The organism is Protofrankia sp. Cj5, assembly GCF_917627405.1.
Lineage (GTDB): Bacteria > Actinomycetota > Actinomycetes > Frankiales > Frankiaceae > Protofrankia.
In genome coordinates this window covers 1-12659 of sequence record NZ_CAKJTO010000020.1, presented here as the reverse complement: position 1 = coordinate 12659, position 12659 = coordinate 1, and the positions used below count along the sequence as shown (strand labels likewise).

10 protein-coding genes are annotated in these 12659 nt (G+C 70.3%); 6 read left to right on the top strand and 4 right to left on the bottom strand.

From position 1 onward, the window contains the following. Positions 1–70 precede the first annotated feature (70 nt). Positions 71–790 carry a histidine phosphatase family protein gene (locus tag MJ777_RS06735; protein WP_239311274.1) on the bottom strand — a complete coding sequence of 240 codons (720 nt, stop codon included), beginning with the start codon at positions 788–790 and terminating at the stop codon, positions 71–73. A 22-nt stretch (positions 791–812) separates the two neighbouring features. Continuing rightward, on the bottom strand, positions 813–1037 hold the full coding sequence (locus MJ777_RS06730) for a hypothetical protein (RefSeq protein ID WP_239374198.1): 225 nt from the start codon (positions 1035–1037) through the stop codon (positions 813–815). A gap of 170 nt (positions 1038–1207) precedes the next feature. On the opposite strand from MJ777_RS06730, the gene MJ777_RS06725 reads away from it, so the two are divergent. Both MJ777_RS06725 and MJ777_RS06720 read left to right on the top strand, forming a co-directional pair. Beyond that, a complete protein-coding gene (locus MJ777_RS06725; RefSeq protein ID WP_239374195.1) occupies positions 1208–3355 on the top strand; it encodes an AAA family ATPase in 2148 nt (715 codons plus the stop codon). Beyond that, positions 3330–5273 carry a glycosyltransferase family 39 protein gene (locus tag MJ777_RS06720; RefSeq protein WP_239374192.1) on the top strand — a complete coding sequence of 648 codons (1944 nt, stop codon included), beginning with the start codon at positions 3330–3332 and terminating at the stop codon, positions 5271–5273. The genes MJ777_RS06725 and MJ777_RS06720 overlap by 26 nt, the downstream gene beginning before the upstream one ends. Here the strand turns inward: MJ777_RS06720 and MJ777_RS06715 are convergent. Then, complete coding sequence (locus MJ777_RS06715; protein ID WP_239374189.1) at positions 5231–6691, bottom strand: glycosyltransferase 87 family protein; 1461 nt, start codon at positions 6689–6691, stop codon at positions 5231–5233. The genes MJ777_RS06720 and MJ777_RS06715 overlap by 43 nt on opposite strands. Positions 6692–6904: 213 nt before the next feature. On the opposite strand from MJ777_RS06715, the gene MJ777_RS06710 reads away from it, so the two are divergent. From MJ777_RS06710 to MJ777_RS06695, 4 genes are all read left to right on the top strand, one after another. Next, complete coding sequence (locus tag MJ777_RS06710) at positions 6905–8398, top strand: NAD(P)/FAD-dependent oxidoreductase (protein ID WP_239311592.1); 1494 nt, start codon at positions 6905–6907, stop codon at positions 8396–8398. Between the two features lie 33 nt (positions 8399–8431). After that, on the top strand, positions 8432–10024 hold the full coding sequence (locus MJ777_RS06705; RefSeq protein ID WP_239374264.1) for a glycosyltransferase family 39 protein: 1593 nt from the start codon (positions 8432–8434) through the stop codon (positions 10022–10024). 13 nt (positions 10025–10037) lie between these two features. Beyond that, on the top strand, positions 10038–11252 hold the full coding sequence (locus MJ777_RS06700; protein ID WP_239374186.1) for a hypothetical protein: 1215 nt from the start codon (positions 10038–10040) through the stop codon (positions 11250–11252). Between the two features lie 62 nt (positions 11253–11314). After that, entirely contained in the window at positions 11315–11509 is a 195-nt protein-coding gene (locus tag MJ777_RS06695) for a DUF5703 family protein (RefSeq protein ID WP_239311588.1), read from the top strand. 163 nt (positions 11510–11672) lie between these two features. On the opposite strand, the gene MJ777_RS06690 is transcribed toward MJ777_RS06695, so the two are convergent. Then, on the bottom strand, positions 11673–12659 hold a 987-nt coding region (locus MJ777_RS06690), incomplete at its 5' end, for a hypothetical protein (RefSeq protein ID WP_239374183.1).

Here is a 12659-nt window from a genome sequence, read left to right as displayed (position 1 = left end):
ACGCACACGCCCCAACCCCGCTCGCTGCCCCCACGCTCCTGCCGCCGGGCGCTCTTGTTGATCATATTGATCATTCGGTCGTTCCGGCGCCGCCACCGACGATGGCGTCACCATCGGTCGCGCCATCGGCAGTGCGTGGAGCTGGCAGCAGGTCCGCGACCCCGTCACCTCGGTCGTTCACCCTTATCACGAACGGCCGGCGTTCGGTGTAACGGATGACCGTCAGCGAACAGGGATCCACCGAGATGCGCTGAAAAAGATCCAGGTGCATGCCCATGGCGTCCGCGACGATCGCCTTGATCACATCGCCGTGGGAGCACGCCAGCCAGACGGCGTCCGGCCCGAGTCTCGCGTTCCAGTCGCGGATCGCGGTGACCGCGCGATGCGCGGTATCACGCAGGGCCTCTCCCCCGGACCCGGGGAAAACCACCGCGCTCGGGTGCTCCTGGACGGTCCGCCACAGCGGATCAGCGGCCAGGGTCTTCATCTCCTGGCCCGTCCAGTCGCCGTAGCGGCACTCCCCCAGCCGGTCGTCGACCGTGATGCTACGTGCCTGGTCCGTACCGTCGGTGGGTTCGGGCCGCTGGGCTCCGATCGCCGCGGCGGTCTCCTGGCAGCGCTGCAGCGGGCTGGACACGATCGCGGCAAGCGGAACCGGCGCGAGGCGGCGCGCGAGCGCCCGTGCCTGTTCCCGGCCCCGGTCGTCAAGACCGACACCCGGGGTCCAGCCGAGCAGGACAGTGCCTGTCACGGCGGTAAGACCATGGCGGACGAGCAGGACGGTGGTCACCGGGCATCCACAGAGCAGATCATCATGGGATGGCCGCAACGGCTCCGGCGGCCGCCAAGAGCCGGACCCCGCTACCCAGCCCCACCCCGTAGGGGACAGACGCCAGCGTGCTGTGGTGGGCGAGGAATCTCAGCGGGCCGGCTATGGAGGCGTAGCCCCCGGCAGCGGCGAGGAGCGCCGGAGCCACGCCCAGGCACTCCGTCAGCCCCCGCGCAGTGCCCAGCGCAACGGCTTCCAGCATGTTCAACGGCAAGTCCCCTCCACAAGCGGCGTCGAACGGTGAACGGGAAGCCCAGGAGGTTGAGGGGTGTACGATCACGATCTTTTGATCGTCTGCTCAGCCGTCCCGGGAAGCATAGCCCCACGCATCGAAACGGATCGAACGGCGACTTCTGAAACACGCCGTAGGCTGCCGGCATGCAGGCCGAGACAGTGCCGACTGACCAGCCTTCCGGCGTGGCCCCGACCGAGGCGCCGCTGACCGATCCTGCCATCGTCTTCAGCGCATTCTGCGCGGCGGGGCTGTGGCCGGGGCTCGGCCGGACGACCGCCGCCCGGCTCGCCGATGCCGGGATCCGCGGCCCGGCGGACGTTGAGGCGACCCGGCTGGCAGCGGTCGAGGGTGTCACCCCGGCCCGGGCCCAGCGGCTGGTCGACTCCTTTGCCGCCGCTGAAGGCGCCTACCGCGCGGCCGAGCTGCTGATTGCGGCTGATCTGCCGGCACGCCTGGTGCGCGGGCTGACTGACGAGCTCGGCCCGGGGGTCGCGGACGCGTTACGCGCGGATCCCTGGGCGTTGCTTGCCGCGGGCGAGGCCGAACTCACCCAGGCGGACCGCCTTGCCCGCGTGGCGGGCGCGGGGCGCGACGACCCCCGGCGAGGCCCGGCCGTGATCGCCTATCTGCTCAGCCGGGCGGCCTTCCGCTTCGGCGACACCGCGGCACCGCTGGACACGCTCATGCGGGCCGCAGCCCGTGATGGTGTCGCGGATCCGGCCACGGCGCTGCGCGCCGCGGTTGAGGACGGCCACGTGGTCATAACCGGTGAGCTGGCCGCGCTCGAGCGGTTTGCCGTGGCCGAACAGACACTGGCCGAAGGCATCGCGCGGCTACTGGCCATCGCCGAGCCGCTGCGCCCGGGGAACACCCGGCCAGGGAACGGCCGGCCGGCGCCGACGGCCCCCACGGGGCCGGATGCCCATCCGGACATGTTCGACAGTCTGGACGGCATCGACGGCATCGACGACGGGCCCGGGGAGCTCGACCCGGCCGAGATCCCCGCTGATGACCGCGCGCAGGACCCGGCCGGGGATGACCCCGAGGAAGATCTTGCCGCGGTCCTGGCGAGCCTTGACCAGAGCCAGCTGTACGCGGCCCGCACCGCTCTCGACATCGGCGTGAGCATGCTTACCGGCGGACCGGGGACGGGCAAGAGCCGAACCGTGGCCGCGGTTGTACGCCTCGCGCAGGCAGCCGGCGCGCGGATCGCCCTGGCCGCGCCGACCGGCCGGGCGGCCAAGCGGCTGGAGGAGCTGTGCGACTGGCCCGCGAGCACGTTGCACCGCCTGTTGCAGGCGCAGGGAACCTCCGGGGCCTTCGCGCGTGACGGGGACAATCCCATCGAGGCCGACCTCGTCGTCGTCGACGAGGCGTCCATGCTCGACGCCGAGCTCGCCGCCGCGTTGGTGGATGCCTGCGCCGACGGTACTCATCTGCTGTTCGTCGGAGACCCGGCCCAGCTACCGAGCATCGGCCCGGGCCGGGTGCTCGCTGACCTGCTCGACGCCGGGGTGGCGCCCGTCACCGAACTGCGGCGGCTCTACCGCCAGGCCGACGGTGGTGGGATCGCGACACTCGCCATGGCGGTCCGCGCGGGTGAGCTCCCGCCACCACCGCGCGGACCGGACCGCGAGGTGGTGGCGGTTCCCGCCCGCAGCGCGGGAGAGGCAGCCCACCGGGTCGTCCAGCTCGTGACCGACTCCATCCCGCGGGCGCTGGGGATCCCGGTGACCGACGTTCAGGTCGTGACTCCGGTCCACGGGGGCCCAGCCGGGACAGCCGCGCTGAACAAGGCGCTCAAGCAGGTGCTCAACCCCGGTGCGGGGGCAGCGGGCGGATTCGATGTGGGTGATCGGGTGGTTGCCACCGCGAACCATCTGGACGACGGGTTCGCCAACGGGGAGATCGGGATGGTACGCGGCGTAGGTGACCGGGGCGCGCTCACGGTCGCCTTTCCCGGTGGCGATGTCGATGTCCCCAGCGGGGCTGTCGGGGATCTGCGGCACGGCTGGGCGGTCACGGTCCACCGGGCGCAGGGCAGCGAGTGGCCGGCCGTGGTGGCGGTGTTCCCGCCAGAAGCGGGACGGATGCTGACCCGTCCGCTGATCTACACCGCGCTGACCCGGGCCCAGCGCCATCTGTCGGTGGTGTCGGTGAGCGGCCCGGCGCTGCGGGGCGCGGTGCGCCAGGCCGGCGGCCGGCGCCGTAACACACTTCTTCCCGCCCTGCTCGCGCAGGAGATCGAGGCGGCGGTCGAGCCGGATGACTCCGCTGGTCAGGGCCGGTGAGCCGCGGCGCCGTGCCCGCGGTTCGCCGGCCGGCCACGGCGCGGCGCGTCGAGCGGCTGACATGGACGATCGGGCTGGTGACACTGTGGGTACCGTCTCGTTGGTGAGCACCGACCTTTCTGGGAGCCCGGTGGCGGACCTGCCCGCATCCGCGGCTGTGTCCGTCATGCCGGCCGCGGCGGCATCGACGGCGGCCGTCCCGTCCGCGGCACCGATCATCGACGCCGCGCGGTCACGCACCAGCGTCCCGAAACCGCGGGCGGAGGTTCACCGCGGGCATGACCTCGCGCGGCCGGGTAGCCAGCCGGCGCAGGTGGCGAAGCCGGTCAGTGCCAGCGGGCGGTCAGCGCCAGCCGGCTGGGCACCGCTGTGGGACCGGTGGATCCGCAGGCTGCTGATAGCCGTCCTGCTGGGTGCGATCGGGGCTGGCGCGTCCCTGCGGTTCGTGACGCCGAGCCACCTCTGGCTGGACGAGTCACTCACCGTCGAGATCTCTCGCAGACCGGTCGGTGGGCTGCTCGACGCGCTGCGCCACGACGGTTCGCCGCCCCTGTACTACCTGCTCCTGCATATGTGGATCAGGCTGTTCGGAACGGGGGATGTCGCTGTCCGGGCGCTGTCGGGCCTCCTGTCGCTGGGCACGCTGCCGGTTGCCTGGATTGCCGGCCGCCGGGTCGGCCGGGTGGCGGCGATGTTCGGCAGCGGTGACGCGGCCACGCCCGGCCGGGTGGGGATGGCGGCCCTGCTGCTGTTCGCGTGTTCTCCGTACGCGATCCGGTACGGAAGCGAGACCCGGATGTACTCGCTGGTGGTGCTGTTGGTGCTGCTGTTCGGGCTGGCGTTGGTGCGGGCGCTGGAACAGCCGTCCCGCCGCCGCCTGGTGCTGCTGACCGTGTCCACCGCCGCGCTGGTCTATACGCATTACTGGACGTTTCTGCTGGTCACGACGGTTGCGGTGTTCCTGGCGGTGCAGGCCCGGCGGCGGCCTTCCTATCGCCGCTCCGCGCTGTCCGCGCTGCTGGCGATGGTTGCCTCGGCTGTGCTGTTCGCGCCCTGGATGCCGTCGTTCCTGTTTCAGATGCTGCACACGGGCACCCCGTGGGCGGCGCGGGTGCAGGCCCAGGTGCTGCTGGACACGGTGTTCGACTGGGCCGGGCCGACGTCGACGGGTGCGCTGCTCGGAGTCGTTCTGCTCGGAGCCGCGCTGCTCGGCCTGACCGGCCGGCCGCAGGACGACGGGCTGCACATCGTCCCGACCGGGCGGCTGCCAGGACGCTACCTGGTCGCGTTGTGGCTGGTTCCGCTCGCCCTCGCCTACCTGGTCAACACCATGGGTGGCAGTGCCTACACGGAACGCTATACGGGGATATCGCTGCCGGCCTTTCTGCTGCTCGCCTCGCTGGGCATCGGCCTGCTGCCCGGACGGGTGCGGACGGCAATCATCATGATTGTCTGCGTGACAGGCCTGTCCGGCGGCTGGAACATGGCACGGCAGGAACGCACGCAGGCCGGGGAGATCGCGAATCGGATCTCAGCGCTGGCCCGGCCGGGGGACGTGGTCGCCTACTGTCCCGACCAGCTGGGCCCGGCGGTGTTCCGGGCTATCGAACGCCATGGCGATCTTGACCTCAGGCAGATCGTCTACGCGGACGCGAGCGGGCCGGCGCTGGTTGACTGGGTCGACTACGCGGCCCGGATGAGACGGGCCAGCGGTGCGGACTTCGCGGCCCGGGTGAACACCTTGGCCGGCCCCAGCCACGCTGTGTTCCTTGTGCGCGCGGACGGTTACAAGACCCTGGAAGGTGCCTGCGCGGTCGTTTCGGACCAACTTGCCGCTTTGCGTGACCGCACTCTCCAGGTCGACCGGCGCATGGTCTACGAGGGCGCCGCGCTGGAGCGTTTCTCCACGTTGCGCTGAACAGGCGCGGCCGGCGCTGTTGGGCCGCGCTCGCCCTGGGCGGCGAGCGCGGTCACCAACAGCGCCATCGGCAACGTGTAGTGGTTGAAATAGGACTGTTTGTTCATGACGTCCAACGTGAGCAGCACCACGCCCGCGCCCGCGCAGAACCCGGCGGCGTCGGCCCGCACCCGCCAGGCGAGCCAGTAGGCAAGTACCAGCGCGGCCGCCACCGGCCCGAAACCGGTTGTGACCCCCACGTGGGAGAGCACGCCGGGCACGGACAGCGCATCGCCGCGCACCGGATAGCGAAGATTGGTCATCACCGCGTCCCGCCAGAAGTCCGCCGGGCCGACGGCCACCCAGGGCAGGACGGCAGCCGCGGCGACGGCGACCGAGGCGAGCGTGCGTCTGGGCCCGAACGCCGGCCAGAACGCCGCGACCGGGATCAGCAGCGCCAGGTGCTGCTTGCTGGCGAGAGCCACGGCGAACGCGACGACCGCCCAGCGGGCCCGGCCCGCGGCCACCGCCCACACCATCACGCTGACACATGCCGTGAGCAGCGGCTCTGTCCAGGACTGCTGAAGCGCGTACATGGATCCGGGAAAGGCCAGCACGAGCAGCGGCAGCGCGGGCGGGAGCCCGGTATCCCCCAGCGCGCCGTTGCGAGCCATGATCCGGCGGATGGCGACAGCTGTGATCACTGAGGCGAGCAGCAGACCATAGCGGACGTCGCTGAGCAGCAGGCGGAAGGGCGCGAGGACGAGCGTCGTCCCCGGCAGATACGGGTAGACATCGAACAGCTGGTTCACCGGATACCCGGTGTGGCTGGGGGCCCACTGCTGACGGTACATGTCCGCGCCCGCGAACAGACCGTCGGCGGACACCTGAAGGAGGTAGAAGACATCGATACGCGGCCGCGGCGCCGCAATGATCATTGCGATCCCGGCGCCTGTCATGAGACCGACAACCGACCAGAAGCAGGATGGCGACACGAGCCACCGTGCTCCGGCGCGGTCACCTGGCACCCGGCGTAGCCACCACAGGATCGACCCCGCGGTGAGCAGCCCGCCGGCCACGCCGAGCGCGTCGGAGACGTCCGCCCACCCGCCGGCGGCGTAGTAGCGAGGCCGCATCGTCACACCGGCCGCGAGGACCACAGCCAGCGTCACCCAGACCGCTCCGCGGCCAGCGCGGGCATCCTTGCCGACCATGTTGCCGACGACCACGTTGCCGACACTGACGAGCACCGCGCCCCACCCGGCCAGCACCAATGCCAACGGCCAGGGGCCGCGCCCGTCGCCCGCGGCGATGCCCGCCGCGACGGCACACCAGCCGAGCAGCAGCGGACCCACGTTCCCGCTGGCCGGGAGATCGTGCCGAAACCACCCGGATGCGGTGGTCGGATTGTTCGCCCGGCCGGGTAGGAACGCAGTCATGACCCGCACCATGCCAGAAGCCTTACCCAGCCACCGGGCTGACGCGGAGCGGGTTCGGCCGGAAGATCGTGCCGGGCAATCGCGAGGGGGCGCGGGCAGGTGCCCGCCTGGCTCATGCCAGACTGAGAAGCCGAGCCGGACTATTGTCCACCGGCTTCTTGGTGTGTCGCGCGGATGACCATCGCGTGCGAAGTTGAGGAGAGGTCAGGCACAGTGGCCGAAAAGCCCGAGGTCATCGTTATCGGAGCCGGACCGGCAGGTCTAACAGCTGGCTGGGAGCTGGTGAAGCGGGACGTACCCGTGACGGTCCTCGAAGGCGACTCGACGGTGGGGGGCATCAGTCGCACCGCGGAGCGTGAAGGCTGGCGATTCGACATCGGCGGGCACCGCTTCTTCACCAAGGTGCCCGAGGTCGAGGCCCTCTGGCACGAGATTTTGCCTGATGAGGACTTTCTGATGCGCCCGCGGTCGAGCCGCATCATGTACAACGGGAAACTCTTCGATTACCCGCTGCGTGCCGGTAATGCCCTGCGCGGCCTTGGTGTGCTCGAGGCGGTGCGCTGCATCCTCTCCTACGCCTGGGCGCGGGTCCGGCCGCCCCAGGATCAGACGAAATTCGAAGGCTGGGTCGCGGCCCGTTTCGGCTGGCGCCTGTACGGGATCTTCTTCAAGACCTACACCGAGAAGGTGTGGGGGGTGCCGGCCAACACGATCGAGGCGGACTGGGCGGCGCAGCGTATCAAGAACCTCTCGCTGCTCAATGCCATCATGAACGCGGTCATGCCGAAACGGAACCAAAAGGACATCGCCTCTCTCATCGAGGAGTTCCAGTACCCGAAACACGGGCCCGGAATGATGTGGGAGGCCGCGGCGGACAAAATCTCCAAGCGCGGCGGGAAGATCGTTTTTGAGGAGAAGGTCCGCAGGATTCACCACGCGGATGGCCGGGCCACCGGCGTGACCACCGTGGTCACCGGTGGGTACGGTCCCGGAGCGGGCGCGCCGGAGGCCTCCCGGACCGACATCGGGTCCGAGCACCGCTACAGCGGAGACGAGATCATATCGTCGATGTCGTTCTCCTCGCTGATCCGGGTCATGGACCCGCCCGCCCCCGACCATGTGCTGGCCGCGGCAAACGCGCTGCGCTACCGTGACTTCCTCACCGTCGCGCTCGTGGTGCCCGAGTCCGCTGGTTTCCCGGACAACTGGATTTACGTGCACTCACCCGAGCTGCTGGTCGGGCGCATCCAGAATTTCGCCTCGTGGTCGCCGTTCCTGGTGAAGGAGGGGCGCACCTGCCTGGGTATGGAGTACTTCGTGTTCGAGGGTGACGAGACCTGGTCGATGCCCGATGAAGACCTGATCGCACTCGCCTCCAAGGAACTCGCGCAGCTGGGTCTTGTCCCGGCGGACCAGGTGGAACGCGGTTTCGTGGTCCGTATGCCCAAGGCCTACCCGTTCTATGACGCGGACTACAAGAAGAATGTGGAAATCATGCGTGGCTGGTTGGCTGAGGCCGCGCCAAACGTCCACCCGGTAGGCCGCAACGGTATGCATCGGTACAACAATCAGGATCACTCGATGTACACCGCGCTGCTTACCGTCCAGAACCTTGTTGACGGAGCCGAGCACGACGTGTGGGGCGTCAACGTGGAGGAGGACTACCACGAGGAGGTCTCCCCCGGTTACGCGAAGGCACCGCGTTAGCGCAGTCGCGGGACCAGAAGGGGGGACTTGACCGTGACTGACGTGGCGGTGCGGCCGCTGGAGAACATCCCGGGGCCGGCTGCGGAGAGCCAGCCCCGCGCGAAACGGGCTGGCCTTGCTTTCAAGGCGGCACTTTTCGTTTTCATTGCGGTAGCGGTGGTGGTGCGTTTTTCCGCCCGCCAGGCGTTGTGGCTGGACGAGGCGCAGAGTGTCGCCATTGCGCGGCTTCCGTTGACCGGGCCCGGCACGACGCTGTTCGACGGGCTTCGCCAGGATGGCTCGCCACCGCTGTACTACCTGTTGTTGCATGGCTGGATCGAGCTGTTCGGCGTCGGCACGTTCGCGGTGCGGGCGCTGTCGGCCCTGATGAACCTGGCCGCTGTCGGGCCGCTGTTCCTGCTGGCTCGGCGGGTCGTGGGCGTCCGGGCCGCACGGGTCACGGCAGTGCTCTACCTCACCTCACCGTTCGCGTTGTACTTCGCCACCGAGACGCGGATGTACAGCCTGGTGGTGCTGCTGACCGCGGCTGGCGGACTGGCGCTGGAAGCCACGCTGCGGCGGCGCTCACCAGGCTCGGTCGCCGCGTTGGCGCTGTGTGCGGGCATGCTGGCGCTCACCCACTACTGGTGCTTCTACCTGCTGTTCACCGTGGCTGGCTGGCTTCTGCTGGTCCTGGCGAGGCCGCGGCCGGCATGGGGTGTCCGGGCGCCGCTGGTGGCGCTCGGTGGTATCGCCGCCGGGGGCCTTGTGTTCGCCCCCTGGCTGGGAGGCTTCTCCTACCAGATGGCGCACACCGGAACACCGTGGGGAGAACCAGCGACGTTCGCGGCGATCGCGCACGCCTACGGGCAGTGGGCAGGTGGTCCCACCACCCAGGGGCGGACACTGCTGTTCCTCATCACGGGGCTTGCCGCCGCGGGTGTCGCGGGCCGAGCGGTCGACGGCCGGTACGTGCTGTTCGACCTGAAGGGCATGGAGCCCGGCCGGACGCTGTTCCTCCTGGCCACCATGACGCTGTTCGTCGCCGTGGCCGCGGGGAAGGTGGTGGGCAACGCCTGGGCGGATCGTTACACCGCCACCGCGTTCGTTCCGTTCCTGCTGGTCATCGGGCTTGGCGCGACTGTCGCCGTGGACAGTCGGCTGTTCCGCGGGATCATCGTCGTGTGCGCGCTGCTCGGGCTCGTCGGTGGTTACGGCGACCTGTCCCGGACCCGCACCCAGGCGGGCGAGGCCGCGTCGGCGCTGGCACGTCTCGGCCGTCCCGGTGATGTGCTGCTTGTCTGCCCGGACCAGCTCGGCCCGGGACTCGCCCGCACCGTCCCGGCCTGGATGCGCGTACATGTCGTTCCGACCTACGCGCCGCCGGACCGGGTTGACTGGACGGACTACGAGGAGCGTAACGCGAAGGCGAACGGTGTGATCGTCGCGGACAGGGCGCTCGCCGAGGCCGGCCCCGCCAACACCGTGTTCCTCGCCGGCTCCGGTGCCTACCGGACGTATGAGACCCTGTGCACCCAGGTCCGTGGCCGTCTACAGGACAGCCGCCCACGGGCTGACGAGGTCATGCGGCAGGGCACACCGGCCAGGGTGTGGGAGAACTTCACCCTCCTGCGCTTCCAGCCCTAGGGCGTGATGGTTGTTGGCGTCGCAGCCGCGGGCCGCGCTTCACGCGCAGCCACAGCCGCAGCCGCATCCCCGCCAGGGCACGCCGAGCAGGCGGGGATGGCGGACGCTGCCCCTGCGTGATATTGTCCTTGCCTGGTGTGCCACCCGGGTCGTCACTGGCGCGGCCTATGCCCTGGCCCGCTACATCGCCGGGCAAGGCGGCATCACCGGGCAGCTTGGCGCGGGGCAGCCAGCCACGGGCAGACCGTTCACGCTGACCGGGCTGCTTGGCTGGGATGCCGGCTGGTACGCGGGTATCGCCGAACACGGGTACGCCGGAGCCGGCGGGCAGGGGCTGCGTTTCTTCCCGTTACTGCCGCTGCTGGTCCGTGGGGTCACCCTGCTTCCCGGGCTGGGCGGTCACACCGGCATCACGCTGCTGCTCCTCGTGAACGTGATCGCCCTTGTCTTTGTGGCAGCCCTCGCCTGGCTGGCCAGGTACGAGGGCTTCGACGCGGCGGCAACGTCTCGCCTGGTGTGGCTGGCCTCGTTGGCGCCGCCCGCATTTGTGCTGGTCATGGGCTATACCGAGGCATTGTGGGGGCTGCTGGCCGTTGGCGTGTTCGCGGGCCTGCGCACCCGGCGGTGGGAGCTTGCCACCGCCTGCGGCCTGCTGGCGGGGCTGTGTCGTCCCGTTGGCATCCTGTTGGTCCTACCGGCGGCTGTCGAGACCGTTCGCGGGCTCGGGACAGCCACTGTCGCGGAGCGGCTGCGGCGGGCGGCGGCGGCTGTCGCGCCCGCGGCCGGTTGCGCGCTGTTCGGGCTGTGGTCGTGGATCGCCTATGCGGACGCGCTGCTGCCGCTGCGGGTGCAACGGCAGCAGTCGTTGCATGGCAGCTCGTCGAATCCCGCCGCTGTGCTGTGGACGGCGGCCCGGGGAATCACCCATGGCGAAGTGGGCACCGGCCTGCACGTTCCATGGCTGGCGCTGTTCGCGCTGCTGCTCGTCATGATGGCGCGGACGCTACCGGCCTCGTACACGCTGTGGGCCGCCATCACGATGGCCGCCGTACTCACTGGTAGTAATCTTGATTCGAGTGAACGGTATGCGTACGGAACCTTCCCGTTCCTGTTTGTCGCGGCCGCTCTTACCCGGCGTGATGATGTCGTACGTCTCGTCCTGACGGTGAGTGCCGCGATGATGCTGGTGTATGCCACGCTTGCGTTCCTTGGTCTTTACGTGCCGTGACAGGCAGGGTGAACCCGAGGGTTCGTCGCTCTCACCGCCCACCGTGTCGTTACGGTGGCGCCATGGACGTGGAGTATCAACGTTTGTACCTACCGCCCGGAACGGATCGACTTCAGGCGCTGGCGGTACTCACCCTGCATGCCGAGTTCGGTGACTGGGAGCTGGAGCGGCTCCGCCTGCTGCCAGACGGTTCCCGGCGGGTGGTTCTGCGCCGCCCGCGGTGCCGGAGCGGGCTCCCCGGCTATCTGCCGACCTGAGAGCGCCCGGCAATAGGGGACGCGGCGTCGCGGGGCTGGGGCACGCACCTCGCTGTGTTGTCGTCGGTCGCCACCCACCACCTCCGGTGGCTCCCTCCGCCGCCTCGCGATCCATCCGCCCCGGCGCCGCTGCCTGATCGAACGCCCGATCTCACACACGCTCTCACTGTGACTGACCATTACTGTCGGGGTGACGTATCTGGGATGCGGGCTGCCCAGTCCCGCGGAGGCTGTCACGGGCCGCGGTCAGCTCCGCCCGTACCGCGCGCAGCTCGGCGGCGAGTTCGTCGGCCTGCCGTTCCGCGCGCTCGGCGCGGGCCCGGGCGTCCGCCCTGGCCTCGACGAGCACCCCCTGGCGTTCGTCCGCCACCCGTTGTGCGTTGTCCAGCCGCCTGTCGGCATCAGCGTGGATGCGGGTGATCGCGGCATCGGTGACCTCTTGCTGGCGAAGCAGATCAGCGCGCAACCGCTCGATTTCCGCCCGGGCCTCGGTCGCGGTCCGCTCGAAAGCCTCCGCCCGGGCCAGCGCGCCATCACGAGCCGCGGTGGCGGCGGCGAGGGTCTGGGCGGCTTCCTCCCGGGCCCGCGCAAGGGAGGCCGTGGCTTCGCCGCGTGCCGTCGCGACAGCGGCATCCGCGGCCTGACGAGCCTGGCTGATCTCCTCAGTCGCCTGGGTACAGGCCTGTTCGATCCGGGCGTCGGCCTCCCGCCGGGCTTGCTCAAGGGCGGCCGCGGTTTGGACGCGCACCGTGTCAAGGGCGGCCCGTGCCTCGTCGCGGGCCGCGGCACACGCGTCCCGTTCGGCCTCCAGAGCGGCCCGCCGCTCGTCGAGCTGGTCCACCGCGGCGACGGCCTCGGCCGCGACGGCCTCGGCCTCGATCCGCGCGGCCTGCGCCTCGCGGGCGACCTGTTCGGCCCGGACCGACCGGGCGACCGCTTCGGCGACCCGTTCGGCCGCTTCGGCCTCAACGGTCTCGACCCGTGCCTCCGTTGCCGCCATATCGCCGAGGGCCGCCATCTCCTGGACAAACCCGTCCAGCGCGCGGGTGAGCCCGGCGGCCAGCGCCGTGATCTGTTCCGCCAGCGCGTCCGCGCGCGCGCGTGCCCCGCCGGAGAGCGGCGCCGGGCTGGTTGCCGGGCCGGCCGCGGG

Excerpts from the sequence above, each read along its gene's own strand:
- MJ777_RS06725 (WP_239374195.1), top strand. The coding sequence starts at position 1,208 with ATGCAGGCCGAGACAGTGCCGACTGACCAGCCTTCCGGCGTGGCCCCG.
- MJ777_RS06720 (WP_239374192.1), top strand. The coding sequence starts at position 3,330 with ATGACTCCGCTGGTCAGGGCCGGTGAGCCGCGGCGCCGTGCCCGCGGT.
- MJ777_RS06715 (WP_239374189.1), bottom strand. The coding sequence starts at position 6,691 with ATGACTGCGTTCCTACCCGGCCGGGCGAACAATCCGACCACCGCATCC.
- MJ777_RS06695 (WP_239311588.1), top strand. The coding sequence starts at position 11,315 with ATGGACGTGGAGTATCAACGTTTGTACCTACCGCCCGGAACGGATCGA.